Consider the following 16,716-nt stretch of genomic DNA (forward strand, 5'->3'; position numbering starts at 1 on the left):
AAAAAAATTTACTATGAGGTAAATTTGTGACCCGGCTGGGATTCGAACCCAGGACCCATACATTAAAAGTGTATTGCTCTACCAGCTGAGCTACCGAGTCTTGAATAATTGCTTATTCTAGTTTTTTGCTTGTGCCTGCGACTGGACTCGAACCAGCACATCCTTAGGAAACCACCCCCTCAAGATGGCGTGTCTACCAATTTCACCACGCAGGCTTAAAATTTTCTATAAAGAATAAATCTTTATTTCAAATTATTAAGCTAGTGACCCGGCTGGGATTCGAACCCAGGACCCATACATTAAAAGTGTATTGCTCTACCAGCTGAGCTACCGAGTCGGCCACTTTGACAAGTTTGTTATCATATTCGAGTAACATCCCTTGTTTTTAGTGGTGCAAAGATATAGCTTTTTTTTGATTCTCAAAATTTTTTTCGAAATTTGTTGAAAATAAAAACATGATAATTTCCCTAATCGGCTATATGGGAAGCGGAAAATCACACATTTCCAAACTCTTAAGCCAAAAAATAAATTTCAAATTAATTGACCTTGACCAGCAAATAATTTTGAAACATCAGAAAAAAATCTCCGAAATCTTCGCTGAGCGAGGAGAAATCTTCTTTCGCAAGGAAGAAAAATCAATTCTTGAAGAAATTTTGAAACTTGAAGATAATATCGTTTTGAGTCTCGGTGGTGGCACTCCTGTATATTACAACAATATGGAAATCATCAACCAAAAGTCAAAAAGCATCTTTCTACAAGCCTCAGTTGGTACTTTAACGGAAAGACTGTTACGACAAAAAGCAAAACGTCCACTAATTGCTAGACTGTCAGATGAAGAACTTCCTGAGTTTATTGCAAAACATCTATTCGAAAGAAATGCATTTTATTCTCAAGCGAATTACACAATCAATACCAATAACAAATCACCAGAGGAAATAGTTGATGAGATTATTGCGACATTAGATATAAAATAAAAATGAAGAAGACGAGAATTAATTATCCTCGTCTTCTTTTGTTTCATTAAAAAATTGACCCCAAGATTCTTCATCCATCAACTCTTCCTCGTCACCTTCTACATCTAAGAAGCCCTCAATCTCTCGTCGATCCTTTTTCGTTGGTCGACCTTCTCCCCTATTTCTGTAATAGTTTTGAGAACTTTGACGCATTTTTAGAATTTCGTATTGTTCTTTGTCTGTTCTATCTACAACGTGCAGCATTACCAACTTAGCTCCAATTCTACTTTTAGGAATTTGAAGAACTTCAATTTTATAATCGATTTGATTTTTTCGAATTTTAATAATATCACCAACTTTTACCTCTTTAGAAGACTTTACGGGCGATGCACCGATGCTTACACGGTTCTTTTTGATCTCGTCAGCTGCTATACTTCTAGTCTTATAAAATCGAACACTCCATAAAAATTTATCAATTCGCATATTTTTTATACTTTTGCTCCGTTAAATAATCGGCAATTTAAGATTAAATTCAAAAATGAAAAAAATAATATTCGGTTTTGCTGTATGTGCATTGGCACTACAAAGCTGTAAGAAAGACAATGGAGACGACACACCTGCGTATACAGAACCAACTATTGACATACAAAATCAATATGACGACCAAGCAATTGCAAAGTTCTTGGATGGCAATTATTTTGATGCACAAGGAAATGTTAAAGCTTTTAGTACAACCGATACAAGTGATAGTACTAATCCCAAATTATCTAGTTATCCAAAAGAAACCCTAGACGACGGAACGATCATCATCAAAAGACCTGATGCACAACCAGATCCAGGTAGACCAATTGCAGCGACGGACAGTATTAGAATAATGAGTACAACAATGTCTTACTGGGCAACTAATGAAGACAATGAAGTAAAACTTCGTTATGGAATGCTGTTCTCAAATGACATATTTGGTACAGGAAATCCACAACTGGATCCACCTTATTATTATGTTACTGAAAAATTTATGGCTGACAATAAGAATATAGATCGTAATTATTACCAAATTAAAGGTTTCCACGATGCATTACAACACTTTAAATCAACAGAGCAGGAAGACTCAGCTATTCCCAATCTTCAGGGTTTAATTATTGTTCCATCTAGAGCAGCTTTTGCAAGAAATGATTATTATCAAGCACCTAGTTATTCTGCTGTATCGCTTAGAAATAGAACAATGGTTTTCAACTTCCAAGTTTATAAAGCTATTGCACGACCAAAACCTTAATTTTTGGATTTAAAAAAATAAAAAAGAGAATCAAATATTTGATTCTCTTTTTTATTTCTATAAAGTTTAAACTTAAACCTTTGCTAAAAAATCTTCGAAAGCAGCTTCTACAGTCACAACACCTTCGTCATCGATTTTCGTAAGTTTTAGCATCTCTATTTGGTTAACAGAATTAACGTCGAATGTTTTTTTAACACGGACATAATTTTCTGTAAAACCATACATAAAGCCATTTTTGTTTTCGTGCTCCCAAAGAACGGGCAAGGTCTTACCCAATTGTGTTTGGTAAAATGCCATTTTCTTTTTCTCGGATAAAATACGAAGCATTTTGTTACGCTTTTTACGCTCAGGGATTGGCACAATACCTTCCATATCTGCAGCTTCCGTATTTTCTCTTTCGGAATAGGTAAAAACATGGAGATAACTAATTGGCAACTCATTCAAGAAATTATAAGTTTCCATAAACTTTTCCTCAGTCTCGCCTGGAAAGCCAACAATAACATCCACACCAATACAAGCATCAGGCATTACTTCACGAATTTTTGAAACTCTATTTTGATAAAGATTCGTTAAATAACGGCGTTTCATTTTCTTTAAAATCTCATCGCTTCCTGACTGCAACGGAATATGAAAATGTGGCACAAAACTTCTACTTTTTGACACCAAATCGATGCTTTCGTCTTTTAGCAAATTTGGTTCAATAGACGAAATTCTGATTCTTTCGATGCCATCAACTTTATCTAATTCCGAAATTAAATCCAAAAAAGTATGCTCGTGTTTTTTGTTTCCGAACTCACCTTTTCCGTAGTCACCGATATTAACTCCAGTCAGTACAATTTCTTTAATATCTTTAGCTGCGATTTCTTTGGCATTATTTACAACGTTTTCGATTGTATCACTTCTAGAAATCCCTCTAGCTAACGGAATTGTACAATAGGTACATTTGTAATCGCAACCATCTTGCACTTTTAGAAAAGCACGCGTTCTGTCTCCAATCGAATATGATCCAATGAAGAAATCTGCTTCATCAATTTCACAAGAATGAACCTCAGCCGAGCTTTCACACTTCTCTAAATCGTTGAGATAACTTAAAATATTAAATTTTTCTTTCGCACCAAGTACTAAATCGACACCTTCAATATTTGAAATCTCCTCTGGCTTCAACTGCGCATAACATCCAATAATAGCGACCAAACCTTCTGGATTAGCCTTCATCGCACGCTTTACGTGAAGCTTACATTCTCTATCTGCATTTTCGGTAACCGAACATGTATTAATAATATAGACTTTTGCTGCTTGATCAAATTCCACTTTATCATAACCCGCATCAGTCAATTGACGGGCGATAGTAGAAGTTTCAGCAAAGTTAAGTTTACATCCTAAAGTATGGAAAGCCACCGTTTTAGGCTGTTGATTTTGTTCTGTCATAAGTCTGCAAAATTACTAATAATTTGTAATTGCATCAAAATGAGATTCGACACAAAAAAAGTCAACCGAAGCTGACTTGTGGATTATTTTTTCTTAGTTGTTGGCTCCTTCGGAACCTTCAACCCTTTTCCTCGAGCTTCGGAAATCCCTATTGCAATAGCTTGTTTTCTGTCAGTTACTTTTTTGCCAGAGCTGGATTTCAGCGTGCCATCTTTGTATTCGTGCATGACTTCCGCAATTCTCTCTTCAGCCTTTTTAGAATATTTTCGCGTACTCATTTCTCTAAGATTTAGGAGTTAAAACACCTAGTTCATATACTTTTGTATGCATTAAAAAACGCAGTCGTTCTCTAGATGTCACATTTTGTATTTCGCCTTTTTTATCAATAACAAAAACACCATCCTCAGAAATCAAAGCATCGGAATCCGAAAGAATCTCTTCTTCAATACTTTTGCCTTTAATCTCTTCTTCTCTTTTCAAATATTTTGCTACCAAATCTTTAAACAAAGGATTCCCCGAATGAATAACTTCATAATTTGGATTCGGGTCTGCAGCAAAATAATCTTTTTTAGCAATCAATCCCGCAGAATTATCAAAAACAGGATTGTCATTTCCATCCAAAAATCCGACTTCTGTAAGGCTTCCGTTATTTTCTTTTGCAAACTGTTCGGCTTCTGCAAAGGAATTAAACTTTGTGTAAAGCACCTCGTTATCGAATTCATACTTTGTCAAACGACTTCTAATATCAGTATTTTCCATAGCAAAAATTTTGTTTTAGTGTAATCAAAATGATACAATAATGTTGCCAAGAAGCGTTTATTATCATTTACAAATCCTTAATATATCGTCAAAAACTGTATCTTTACAGAAGTTAATTCCAATTATTTATAATGAAAAAGATAATTCTATCCAGTTTGGTGATTGCAGCATTCTACAATGTTAAAGCGCAAGAAATTACATTAGACAAAATATACTCTGGTTATTACAGAGGAAAAGGTATTGCTGGAATTGCTTCGCTGAAAGATGGCGAAAATTATGCAACGATTGAACAAGGCGGTATTGCAAAGTACTCTTATAAAACATCTTCCAAATCAGGAAATATTGTTGACGGAAATTTCTTGTCTTACACATTTTCTGACGACGAATCTCATATTTTACTTTTAAAAGAGAGCGAACCAATCTACAGACATTCGTTCTTTGGGAAATTTGATGTTAAAAATCTTAAAGACGGAAAAGTTGTTAGCCTAAACAATGGCAAATGGATTCAGGAACCAAAATTTTCTCCTGATGGCTCCAAAGTGGCTTTTATCGCTGATAATAATTTATTTTATCAAGACTTAAATACACAAAAAATCACGCAAATAACGACTGATGGTAAGAAAAACGAAATTATCAACGGTCTTGGCGATTGGGTGTATGAGGAAGAATTTGGACATCCAGATTTCTACCAATGGAACAAAGCTGGCGATGCGATTGTATTTGTAAGATTTGATGAAACTAAAGTTCCAGAAATTAATATTCCGCTGTATGGCAATAATTTGTATCCAACTTTAATGACTTACAAATATCCAAAAGCGGGTGAAGAAAATTCTAGCGTTACAGCGCATTTGTATCAATTAGCGACTTCAAAATTATCAACACTTAATTTGGGAAGTTTTGAAAACTATTACATTCCGCAGATTTTCCAAACCAATGCCAACAACGAGATTATTGTAGCAACCTCCAACAGACATCAAAATAAAGTTGATTTGTTAAAAATCAATACGCAAAATGCTTCCGTGCAAAAATTATTCACGGAAACGGATAATGCTTGGATAGAAACCGACAATCTAACCATGGAATTCTTGGATGACAATTCTTTCCTTTGGGCATCGGAGCGTGATGGACACCGTCATCTTTATTGGTATGACACCAACGGCAAACTTAAGAAACAAGTTTCCAAAGGCGATTGGGAAATCACAGATTACTACGGATACAATCCAAAATCTAAAGAAGTATTTTTACAAACAACCCAGAATGGAAGCATCAATAAAGTTGTTTCTAAATTAAATATCAACTCTGGAAAAGCGCAGATTATCTCTGAAAATGAGGGAAATAACAAAGCTGATTTCAGCAAGAATTTTAATTACTTCATCAATACGACTTCGACTGCAAAAATGCCTTTCAAATATGTTTTGAAAGATGGTGATGGCAAAACGATTAAAGAATTACAAAATAACGACGATCAACTTGCTAAACTTAAAAAAGACAATTTCTTAACCAAAGAATTTTTAACCATTCCGAATGCAGTTGGTGACCAAATGAATGCTTGGATGATAAAACCTAAAGATTTTAATCCAGCAAAAAAATATCCAGTTTTCATGTTCCAATATTCTGGTCCGGGTTCGCAGCAAGTGTCTAACTCATGGGATAATGGCAATGGAATTTGGTTCGATATGTTAGCTCAAAAAGGCTATTTGGTTGTTTGTGTTGATGGTCGTGGTACTGGTTACAAAGGAACAGCTTACAAAAAATCAACTTACAAGCAACTCGGCAAATACGAAATTGAAGACCAAATTACAGCTGCTAAATGGCTAGGAAATCAATCCTATGTTGATAAATCAAGAATCGGAATCTTCGGATGGAGCTTTGGTGGCTATATGTCAAGCTTAGCGATGACAAAAGGTGCTGATGTTTTCAAAATGGGAATTGCTGTTGCGCCAGTTACCAACTGGAGATATTACGACTCCATCTACACCGAAAGATTTTTACAAACACCGCAAGAAAACAAAGATGGTTATGATCTTAACTCGCCAACAACTTATGCTAAATTGCTGAAAGGAAAATTTTTGATGATCCACGGAACGGCGGATGACAATGTACATTTCCAAAATGCAATGGAATTCTCAGAAGCTTTGATTCAGAATAAAAAACAATTCGACTTTATGGCTTATCCTGACAAGAACCATGGCATCTACGGTGGTCAAACAAGACCTCAACTTTATGAAAAAATGACCAATTATATTTTGGAAAATTTATAAAACAGAAATCCGATTTCAACTTTTGAAGTCGGATTTTTTTTATTTAGATTTGTTGAAAACCCGAATAATGATAAAAAAATCACTGCTAATATTTAGCCTTATAATCTTTGGACATTGTTATTTTGCTCAAACAAAACCAACTGGAAATGAAGAGTTGGATTATATCTTATATTACAAAAGACTCGTTGATGCAGCAGATTCTATTCAAGCGCATAAAAAAACAGTCGCCTTTGACAGCAAAAAATTATTTGAAGAAACCAAAAAATTGGATTCTAAAAACTATCCAGATGCATACATCAGAAGAGCCAATGAATATTATAAGAAAGGAAAATACAACGAAAGCGGATTTTTGTATTATTTAACCCAATTACGCGCAGCAGATTTTAACGCTTCGACTTTAGGACATTACGGCAATGATGAAACGGCAGATATGCTAGAAGAAAATTCCTACTTATTCTTATCAGCTGATGTAGCAAACTATCATCGAATTTTAAAAATGGCAATTGATTACTACGAAAAAGAACCTTACACCTATTTGGTTAAATATGACAAGACCTATAAAAAACAACCTGTGGAAGAGCGATATTGCGAGATGCTAAAATTATTAGAAACAAAAGATCCTAAAGTAATTGCAGAAATACAAGATGGTCGACAAGAAATGATTAAGCGAATTAATGAATATTATGAAGCTTCCAAATCGGCATTTAAAAAATAAAAAATCATAATCAAGAATTTACAAAAATGGCTTTCAAAACTTTGAAGGCTGTTTTTATTTAAAATCAATTGTTAAACAAAATTAAAATTGAAGTTAATATTTACGTTATCTATCGAATAAAAATCTTATTTTTGACAAATTTGAAAAAATAAAGTTATGAAGAGCAAGCATCCTAAAGGGCTTCCCTATCTTTTCTTTACCGAAATGTGGGAGCGATTTGGTTACTATTTGATATTGGGAATTTTTGTACTATACCTTATCGAGCCACAAGGCGCACACGGAGGTTTAGGTTTTGAAGATAAAGATGCAGATGATATTTTTGGTACTTTCATCGCTTTAACATACCTCACGCCTTTTATTGGAGGTTTCCTTGCTGACAGAGTTTTGGGTTATATCAAATCCATTTATCTTGGTGGCGTCTTGATGGCAGCTGGTTATATTGGATTGGGCGTTTTCACAGACAAACCTTTATTCTACACATCTTTAGCATTAATTGTTATCGGAAATGGTTTCTTCAAACCGACTATTTCTACACTTCTAGGAAATCTTTATTCTGAAGAACCTTACAAAGCCAATAAGGATTCAGGCTACAATATTTTCTATATGGGAATTAATATTGGTGCCTTTATCTGTAACATTATCGCCGCATTTATGCGAAATAAATTCGGTTGGGGCGAAGCCTTTATCACTGCAGGTGTAGGGATGTTGGTAGGATTGGTAATTTTCTCGATTGGTAGAAAACACTATCTACATGCTGCGCAGATGAAGCCTGTACAAGAGGGTGATACGAAGCTTTCTGAGATTCTTATAAAGGTTTTTGCACCTGCAATTATCGCTGGTGTTATTGGATGGTTTGTACCAACTATGCTTTTTGGAAGTACAATTTTCGGAAGTACAAATACCGATGCATTTATCTTTGCATGTATACCAGTAATCTACTTCTATGTTTCACTTTATCTAAAAGCAAATCCTATTGAAAAACCTTCTATTGGTGCACTTTTATCAATATTTTTGGTAAGTATGTTCTTTTGGGCAGTTTTCAAACAAAATGGAACTGCTTTAACAAGATGGACGAATTACTACACCGATCGTTCGGTTTCGGAATCTTTAGAAAAACCTTTGGCTGCGCTATTTTTAGTTGAAGAAAAAAGCTACGAAACTAAAGAAGTCAATGTCTATGATAACCAATTCCGAGCTCAAAAAGCAGCAGATGGAACGCCGTTAAAAGAACAAGGTAAGGATGTCTATTTCCGAAATATTTCGCCAGAAGAAAGAGCAAAAATAGAAGCGCAAAAAGATCATAAAGTTTTCCTCTATAACACAGAATTATTCCAATCTATTAATCCATTTTGGGTCATTGCGTTAACACCAGTTGTAGTAGGCGTTTGGGCTTTCTTAAGAAAAAAAGGAAAAGAACCTTTAACACCGTCAAAAATTGTTTTAGGACTTTTTATTTCCGCATTATCATGTCTCGTGATGGTAGGCGCTGTATATGCAGGACAAAATGGTTATGTTAAAGTTTCGGCACTTTGGCTATTCGCGTCGTATGGCGTTATCACCGTCGGCGAATTATGCCTTTCTCCGATGGGATTATCTTTTGTGTCTAAATTATCACCTGCAAGATTAACAGCTTTGATGATGGGAGGCTTTTTCCTTGCAAACTCTGTCGGGAACAAGCTTTCAGGAATTTTGGCAAGTACATGGTACAATTATGATAACAAAGCTTATTACTTCCTAGTGAACTTTGCATTGTTAATTTTTGCAACAATTTTAGGCTTATCGATGTTAAAACGTCTTAACAAAATCATGAAAGAAAAAGGACACTAATCCTTTGATAATCAAAACGAAAATCTCTACAGCAATGTAGAGATTTTTTTGTTTAATAAAGTTCAAAAAAGGAACAAAACGCGAAAAACCATTAAAAAACAGCATCTTTTTATGATTATAGTCATGCCATTTTCAAAAAAAAGCTATATTTGTCAGTCTTAACAAAAAATTAACAATAAAATAAATATGGATATAGCTAAGTCGAATTCTAGTCATCCTAAAGGACTTTGGGTACTGTTCGGAACAGAGATGTGGGAGCGTTTTAACTTCTACGGGATGAGAGCACTTTTGACGCTCTTTATGATTAACTCTCTAGGTATTATTGAATCGGAAACTTCGATTATTTATGGTGGATTTTTAGCACTTTGTTATTTAACACCAATGCTAGGAGGATTCATTGCTGACAAATATTTGGGTAACCGTAACTGTATCATTCTAGGAGGAAGCTTAATGGCGATTGGGCAATTTGTTCTTTTTAGCAGTGCAAGTTTATTTGATCAAAACCTAGATCTAGCAAAAACACTACTTTGGGTATCTCTAGGTATTATCATCTTCGGAAATGGATTCTTCAAACCAAACATTTCCTCAATGGTTGGTAGTCTTTATCCAAAACAAGAAAAAAATAAGCTTGATTCTGCATTTACAATTTTCTATATGGGGATTAACCTAGGAGCTTTCCTTGGACAGTTGATTTGTCCATTATTAGGCGATGTTAAAAGTGTTGACGGCGTGCGTGACATCCATGCTTTTAGATGGGGATTCTTGGCAGCTTCACTTGCGATGATGTTGGGGACTATTACTTTTTTCTTTCTTAAAAACAAATATGTTGTAACACCAGAGGGTCGTCCAATTGGAGGCTTACCAAAAAATAATACAGCTGAAGACTTTGAAGAGGGAGAAGCTCAGTCTGCAAAATTCTCATCAAAATCGATTATCGTTGCAGTATTAGCTTTCTTAGTTCTTGGATTAGCATTTCATTTTGCTGCTGGACAGAATGTTGTATACTCACTAGTATATGCTGCTGGTTTAACACTTGCAGGTCTTATTATCTCAGACTCTTCTATTACTAAAATTGAAAGAGATAGAATTTTAGTAATTTATGTTGTATCATTCTTCGTTATTTTCTTTTGGGCTGCCTTTGAGCAGGCAGGTTCTTCATTAACCTTTATTGCTGACAACCAAACAGACCGTAACTTTTTTGGATGGATTATGCCACCATCAATGGTACAAATATTTAACGGACTATTTATTGTAGCAATGGCTGTACCTTTCAGCTATCTTTGGGACAAATTAAGAGGTGTTGGCAAAGAACCTGTATCTCCGCTTAAACAAGCTATGGGCTTGGTAATTATTGCAATCAGCTACTTTATATTAGCGCACAATGTTAAAGATTTAGGAAATAGTGGATTATTAGCGATAAAATGGTTAATCTTACTATATTTCTTGCAAACATGTGGAGAGCTTTGTTTATCACCTATTGGTTTATCATTGGTAGGAAAATTAGCTCCAAAAAGATTTGCATCATTATTGTATGGTGTGTTCTTCATCTCGAATGCCGCTGGATATGCGTTAGCAGGAACATTAGGATCAATTATGCCTGCTACAGGTGATAAGTTTAAAAAAGCAGAAGAACTAGGTATTAATTTGCAAGATGTACTTGACAAAAAAGTAAGCTTAACCTCTGCACAAACTGAACTATTAACTAAAAACCAAATCCCATTAGCTAATCACTCATTTGCTGGTTTCGAAATCCACAATCTTTATGAGTTCTTTATGGTATTTGTAGTATTATGTGGTATAGCAGGTATTTTGTTAGCTGTTATTTCTCCTAAACTTAAAAAGATGATGCATGGTATAAACTAATACCACTCAAATTTATAAATAAAACCTCTGAGCAATCGGAGGTTTTTTTGTATTTTCGTATGATGGAAATTTCCGAAGATTCTTTGTTTCAATCTATAAAACAAATAATTTCTCTGGCACGAGAAAAAGTTTTTCGTGTGGCAAATTCTACGCTTTTACTTAGCTATTGGCAAATTGGACAATTAATTGTCGAAGATGAGCAACTAGGCAAAGATCGCGCAGACTACGGAAAATTCGTTCTTAAAAACCTCTCAGAAAAGCTTTCTCTAGAATTTGGAAAAGGTTTTGATTATACAAATCTCTCCAATATGCGAAAGTTTTATAAAGCTTTCCCAATTGTTGACGCACTGCGTCACGAATTGAGTTGGACGCATTATCGTTTGCTTTTAAAGATAGACAATCAACAAAAATCCCAATATTACATAGAAGAGTCCATTCAAAACAATTGGAGTTCCAGAGATCTAAAACGTCAAATAAACTCACTCGCTTTTGAAAGAGTTGTTGAGCATAAAAAATCGCCTTTAGAAAATATACAAAACGTTCTAAAAGACCCTTATATTTTTGAATTTCTAGGTTTAAAAACCGATGAAAAAATTTCAGAGAAAGATATTGAAACTGGAATAATTGATCATATTCAAAAATTCTTGTTAGAATTTGGGAAAGGCTTTGCATTTGTTGGAAGACAACAACACATTTCTACTGATACATCTGACTTTTATATCGATTTGGTTTTCTACAATTACATTTTAAAATGCTTTGTAATTATCGATTTGAAAACGGGCGAGCTTTCCCACCAAGATATTGGACAAATTGACATGTATGTAAGAATGTATGATGATTTGAAAAGAAATGATGGTGATAATCCTACAATCGGAATTTTGCTTTGTTCCGAAAAAGATGAAACCATTGTAAAATATTCTGTTCTTAATGATAAAAACAATCTTTTTGCAAGCAAGTATCTAATTTATTTGCCCAAAGAAGACGAACTAAAACAAATCATTGACCAAGATCGAATTCGTTTTGAGTTGGAACAGGAAAACAAAAAATAAATTAATTAAAAAATGAGTTTAACATTACAAGAAATTCAGGATTTTAAAGGTAAATATCCAAAACAAATTTGGAGTCTTTTCTTTTCTGAAATGTGGGAGCGTTTCTGCTTCTACGGTATGCGTGGGATGTTGGTATTCTTTATGATTCACCAACTTAACTTCCACGAAAAAGACGCCAACTTACAATATGGCGCAACACAAGCATTTGTCTATGCATTTACTTTTATCGGTGGTCTTTTTGCGGATAAGATTTTAGGTTTCAGAAAATCTCTTTTTTGGGGAGGAAGTTTAATGATTGTTGGTAGTGCTCTTCTTGCACTTGACCCACATGTTTACTTCTTTTTTGGACTTGCCTTTATTATTATCGGTACAGGTTTTTTCAAGCCAAACATTTCGACAATGGTTGGAGAACTTTACAAAGAAGGCGATAACAGAACTGATGCAGGGTTTTCATTATTCTATGCAGGAATTAATCTAGGAGCTTTCCTAGGTGGTTACGTTTGTGTGGCAATTGGTAAAGGTTATATGCTTTCATCAGTTATCGACGAAGCACACCGTTGGAATGTTGCTTTCGGATTAGCAGCTATTGGTATGTTGGTTAGTTTAATTAATTTTCATTTCACTAAAAAGAAACTTGGTCCAATAGGGTTGCAGCCAGGACATCCTGATGCTATCGTAAAAACAAAACCGCTTCCAAAATGGGCAGAATATGCAGTCTATGTTGGGACTTTATTGCTGATTCCATTAATCCAAGTAATGGTATCAAAAACGGAGTACACCGATTATTTCATGTACATTATCGGTCCAGCAACTTTGGTATATCTTTTTTACGAAATGTCAAAAGTATCGCCAGCTGAGCGTAAAAAATTAATAGCAGCATTGGTATTCATTATTTTCTCAATTATCTTCTGGGGAATCTATGAGCAAAGCGGTGGTTCACTAAGTATTTTCGCAGCCAAAAACCTGAATGACTCATTAGTAGGATTAACTGTTGACCCAAATGGCGTTAACAATTCTGGTGGTGCATTTTTCATTATTTTGCTAGCGCCTTTATTTGGACTTCTTTGGATTTGGCTAGGAAAAAGAAAACTAGAACCAAATACCATAATCAAATTCGGACTAGGATTTATCTTCTTAGGACTAGGATATTATGTTTTATTTGCAACAAGATTCTTTGCAACAGACGGCGTTTCATCATTGGATATCTTTACAACGGCATTACTTGTCATCACCATTGGAGAGCTTTGTTTATCACCAATTGGACTTTCAATTATGACAAAACTATCACCTGCAAAACTTCAAGGTATCATGATGGGAATGTGGTTTTTAGCATCAGCTTATGGTCAATATGTTGCAGGATTAATTGGTGCGAATATGGCGGAAGCAAGAGAAAATGCAAGCAAAGCAGAAGCACTTTTAACCTACACAGACGGCTACAAACAATTAGGACTATATGCACTAATTGCTGGTGTGGTATTAATTTTGATATCTCCTATTGTTAAAAAATTAATGCAAGAAGTAAGATAGAAATCGAGCTTCTTCATAAAATAAAATTATGATGAAGATTTTTTTCGCTGTATTTTTCACATTATCATCGTATTTATCTTTTGCACAAGTGCATTGGATAACGATTAACGAGGCGCTAGAAGCCCAAAAGAAAATACCGAAAAAAATCTTCATTGCTTTTACTGACGACAATTGCACACCTTGCCAAAAGATGGAAAATCTAGCTTTCGACAATCCTGTCATTGCCAAGATGATTGCAGATAAGTACTATGCTGTCAAGTTTTTTGCAGACAGTAAGGAGAAAGTTAACTTTCGAGGACGCGAATTTGACAGAGCAGACAGCCTTCCCCAAACCGCGATGCATCCTTTCGCAAAGTATATGAATATCTCCACAGTTCCGACTTTAGTATTTTTGGATGAGCACGCCGCACCGATAACCAGCTTGATGGGCGCACTTTCTGCCAAAGATATCGAACCTTATTTCTCGATGATTAGTACGCAAGATTACAAAAGTATCAAAAGTCGCCAGCAATGGGACGACTACCAACGAAAATTTAAGTCAAAAATAAAAGATTAAAACTTCAGTATTTCTGAAGTTTTTCTTTTTTAGGAGCAGGTAATATTAGGTTACCTCATCTAGATACTCGCCCGCTGTCCGCTGTATCTTTGCGATGTGGCACTCGGACGGCTCCGCTACGCTCCGCCGCCTCGCGCCACATCGCAAAGGATGCCGCTTCCATCAGGGCTAAAAATCACAATTTGTCTCCCCAATTCATTTTTTAATCCCTTCAAAAAAGCTTAAATTGCCAATTGATTTTTCGTCAAAACTTTGAATCTAGACACACCCATAGAATTTATAAAAGGTATCGGAACCGAACGCGCAAAACTCATCAAAAATGTGTTGGGCATTCACAATTTGGAAGACTTTATCAACTTCTACCCGATTCGATATATCGACAAATCAAAAATCTATACCGTTTCCGAACTTAGTCCGAGTTTGGATATTGACATTCAATTAAAAGGAAAAATTACGGACATCCAAGAAGTCGTTTCACCAAAAGGAAAACGGCTAAGCGCAAAATTCCGAGATCAAACAGGAACAATCGATTTGGTGTGGTTTCGTTACAGCAAATGGATGAAAGAAAGCATCCCTGTTAACAAAGACCTATTTATCTTTGGAAAAATACAAGCTTTTAACAACAGCTTTTCGATGCCACATCCCGAAATAGAAACCGACGAGGCCAAAGCCATTTCCGGAACTTTGCTTCCCGTCTATTCTAGCAGCGAAAAACTTACCAAAAGAGGTATTAACAATAAGTTGTTTCAGAATGTTATCTATGAAATTCTAAAAAACCTGCCACAACTTATCGACGAAAATCTCCCCGAAAATTTAATAAAAGCTTTAAAACTTTTAGGAAGATTGGATGCTTTTTACAACATACATTTTCCACAAAACCCAAAGTTGGCACAAGAAGCCGACCGCCGAATAAAATTCGAGGAAGCCTTCTTTTTTCAATTGGGCTTCGGCTTGAAAAAACTGCATCAGCACACCAAATCCATCGGAAATCCGTTTCCGATTGTTGGTGATTATTTTAATAATTTCTACAACAACAATTTGCCTTTTGATTTAACGGGCGCTCAAAAACGCGTTCTCAAAGAAATCCGAACCGATATGAAGCGCGCCACCCAAATGAATCGCTTGTTGCAAGGCGACGTAGGCTCGGGCAAAACGATGGTTGCACTTTTGACGATGCTCATTGCGATGGACAACAATTTCCAAAGTTGTATGATGGCACCGACTGAGATTTTGGCGCAACAACATTTTAATTCCATTCAAGATTTATTAAAAGATTCTAATGTTAAAGTCAAATTGCTGACAGGTTCTACTAAAACTTCCGAACGAAAAATCATCCACGAAGAATTATTATCTGGAGAACTTTCCATTTTGATTGGGACACACGCCGTTTTGGAAGACATCGTTCAGTTCAAAAATTTGGGCTTGGTGATTATTGATGAGCAACACCGATTTGGTGTAGCACAACGCGCCAAACTTTGGGCGAAGAACAAAATTCCGCCACATATTTTGGTGATGACAGCAACGCCAATTCCACGAACTTTGGCGATGAGTTTTTATTCTGACCTTGATGTTTCCGTCATCGACGAAATGCCAGTTGGTCGTAAACCTATTGTCACAGCACACCGTCGCGAAAAAGACCGCGCTTATGTTTATAACTTTTGCCACGAAGAATTAAAGAAAGGGCGCCAAGTTTATTTCGTGTATCCATTAATCGAAGAATCCGAAACTTTGGACTACAAAAACTTGCAAGATGGTTTTGACCACATTCTCAACCATTTCAAAAGTTATAATATCGCTATGCTTCATGGCCGAATGAAGCCTGACGAAAAAGACCAAGCGATGCAATATTTTGCCTCGGGAAATGCACAAATTATGGTTGCAACAACCGTTATCGAAGTAGGTGTTAATGTTCCGAATGCCTCGGTTATGGTTATCGAAAGCGCCGAAAGATTTGGACTTTCTCAACTTCATCAGCTTCGTGGGCGTGTTGGTCGTGGCGCCGAACAGAGTTATTGTATTTTGATGACGTCTGACAAGCTTTCTGCGGAAAGTCGCAAACGCATCAAAACGATGTGCGAAACCAACGACGGTTTCAAAATCTCCGAAGTTGATATGGAACTTCGTGGTCCAGGCGACATTCTAGGAACGCAGCAAAGTGGCGTTGTCGATTTTAAAAAATTAAATCTAATGACGGATTCGCAAATTATAAAACTGGCAAAACTCGCTGTAGAACAGCTTTTAGAAAAAGATGCGCTTCTTGTCCATCCCAATCATCAAAGCATGAAAAACTTCTATGTTAGACAATACAAAGGCAAAAACAAGTGGTCTAAGATTTCTTAAGGATTTGGTATTTTAGATTTTTACACCTATTTTTGTCGCACTTTTATCCCGAACCTCAGCAGAGGTAGCAACCTGCAAAACAAGCAAGGTGCTAAAACGATAAGCCAATTTTTGGAAAAAATGTTGAACTATCTTCTGCTGACTTCGCCAAATAACGACGTATGA

Annotated in this window: 14 protein-coding genes, 3 tRNA genes and 1 riboswitch; of the genes, 10 read left to right on the forward strand and 7 right to left on the reverse strand. The window is 35.7% G+C overall.

What is annotated here, in order from left to right:
• Nucleotides 1-27 precede the first annotated feature (27 nt).
• The 3 genes from Q1V95_RS09920 to Q1V95_RS09930 form a co-directional block, all read right to left on the reverse strand.
• Nucleotides 28-100 (reverse strand) — tRNA-Lys (locus tag Q1V95_RS09920).
• A 32-nt stretch (nucleotides 101-132) separates the two neighbouring features.
• Nucleotides 133-215 (reverse strand) — tRNA-Leu (locus Q1V95_RS09925).
• A gap of 49 nt (nucleotides 216-264) precedes the next feature.
• Nucleotides 265-337: transfer RNA gene (locus Q1V95_RS09930), tRNA-Lys, on the reverse strand.
• A 118-nt stretch (nucleotides 338-455) separates the two neighbouring features.
• Between Q1V95_RS09930 and Q1V95_RS09935 the strand changes: the two genes are divergently transcribed.
• Nucleotides 456-974: a shikimate kinase gene (locus Q1V95_RS09935; protein ID WP_300673259.1), complete on the forward strand. Its 519-nt coding sequence runs from the start codon at nucleotides 456-458 to the stop codon at nucleotides 972-974.
• 18 nt (nucleotides 975-992) lie between these two features.
• Here the strand turns inward: Q1V95_RS09935 and Q1V95_RS09940 are convergent, their stop codons facing one another.
• Entirely contained in the window at nucleotides 993-1,436 is a 444-nt protein-coding gene (locus Q1V95_RS09940; RefSeq protein ID WP_300673261.1) for an RNA-binding S4 domain-containing protein, read from the reverse strand.
• A 55-nt stretch (nucleotides 1,437-1,491) separates the two neighbouring features.
• Between Q1V95_RS09940 and Q1V95_RS09945 the strand changes: the two genes are divergently transcribed.
• Nucleotides 1,492-2,226 carry a hypothetical protein gene (locus Q1V95_RS09945; RefSeq protein WP_300673263.1) on the forward strand — a complete coding sequence of 245 codons (735 nt, stop codon included), beginning with the start codon at nucleotides 1,492-1,494 and terminating at the stop codon, nucleotides 2,224-2,226.
• A gap of 72 nt (nucleotides 2,227-2,298) precedes the next feature.
• Here Q1V95_RS09945 and mtaB read toward each other — a convergent pair whose 3' ends face one another.
• From mtaB to Q1V95_RS09960, 3 genes are all read right to left on the reverse strand, one after another.
• Nucleotides 2,299-3,654 (reverse strand): tRNA (N(6)-L-threonylcarbamoyladenosine(37)-C(2))-methylthiotransferase MtaB, encoded by a 1,356-nt coding sequence (gene mtaB / locus Q1V95_RS09950; RefSeq protein WP_300673264.1) that lies wholly within the window; start codon nucleotides 3,652-3,654, stop codon nucleotides 2,299-2,301.
• A gap of 83 nt (nucleotides 3,655-3,737) precedes the next feature.
• Nucleotides 3,738-3,932, reverse strand: coding sequence for a DUF6496 domain-containing protein (locus tag Q1V95_RS09955; RefSeq protein WP_300673266.1), 195 nt, complete (start codon nucleotides 3,930-3,932; stop codon nucleotides 3,738-3,740).
• Nucleotides 3,933-3,936: 4 nt separating this feature from the next.
• Entirely contained in the window at nucleotides 3,937-4,413 is a 477-nt protein-coding gene (locus Q1V95_RS09960) for a hypothetical protein (protein WP_300673268.1), read from the reverse strand.
• 131 nt (nucleotides 4,414-4,544) lie between these two features.
• Here Q1V95_RS09960 and Q1V95_RS09965 point away from each other — a divergent pair, with 131 nt between their 5' ends.
• From Q1V95_RS09965 to recG, 8 genes are all read left to right on the forward strand, one after another.
• Complete coding sequence (locus Q1V95_RS09965; protein ID WP_300673270.1) at nucleotides 4,545-6,674, forward strand: S9 family peptidase; 2,130 nt, start codon at nucleotides 4,545-4,547, stop codon at nucleotides 6,672-6,674.
• A gap of 67 nt (nucleotides 6,675-6,741) precedes the next feature.
• Nucleotides 6,742-7,389, forward strand: coding sequence for a hypothetical protein (locus Q1V95_RS09970; RefSeq protein WP_300673272.1), 648 nt, complete (start codon nucleotides 6,742-6,744; stop codon nucleotides 7,387-7,389).
• Between the two features lie 156 nt (nucleotides 7,390-7,545).
• On the forward strand, nucleotides 7,546-9,216 hold the full coding sequence (locus tag Q1V95_RS09975; RefSeq protein ID WP_300673274.1) for a peptide MFS transporter: 1,671 nt from the start codon (nucleotides 7,546-7,548) through the stop codon (nucleotides 9,214-9,216).
• 186 nt (nucleotides 9,217-9,402) lie between these two features.
• Entirely contained in the window at nucleotides 9,403-11,079 is a 1,677-nt protein-coding gene (locus tag Q1V95_RS09980; protein ID WP_300673276.1) for a peptide MFS transporter, read from the forward strand.
• 62 nt (nucleotides 11,080-11,141) lie between these two features.
• Nucleotides 11,142-12,128 (forward strand): PDDEXK nuclease domain-containing protein, encoded by a 987-nt coding sequence (locus tag Q1V95_RS09985; RefSeq protein WP_366143276.1) that lies wholly within the window; start codon nucleotides 11,142-11,144, stop codon nucleotides 12,126-12,128.
• Between the two features lie 12 nt (nucleotides 12,129-12,140).
• Complete coding sequence (locus tag Q1V95_RS09990) at nucleotides 12,141-13,655, forward strand: peptide MFS transporter (RefSeq protein ID WP_300673280.1); 1,515 nt, start codon at nucleotides 12,141-12,143, stop codon at nucleotides 13,653-13,655.
• 28 nt (nucleotides 13,656-13,683) lie between these two features.
• Entirely contained in the window at nucleotides 13,684-14,211 is a 528-nt protein-coding gene (locus tag Q1V95_RS09995) for a thioredoxin family protein (protein ID WP_300673282.1), read from the forward strand.
• A 252-nt stretch (nucleotides 14,212-14,463) separates the two neighbouring features.
• On the forward strand, nucleotides 14,464-16,551 hold the full coding sequence (gene recG, locus Q1V95_RS10000; RefSeq protein WP_300673285.1) for an ATP-dependent DNA helicase RecG: 2,088 nt from the start codon (nucleotides 14,464-14,466) through the stop codon (nucleotides 16,549-16,551).
• A 38-nt stretch (nucleotides 16,552-16,589) separates the two neighbouring features.
• Nucleotides 16,590-16,682, forward strand: a riboswitch (SAM-I-IV-variant riboswitch).
• Nucleotides 16,683-16,716: the final 34 nt, after the last annotated feature.

Origin of the sequence: Soonwooa sp. (assembly GCF_030151385.1) — a bacterium.
GTDB lineage: Bacteria > Bacteroidota > Bacteroidia > Flavobacteriales > Weeksellaceae > Soonwooa.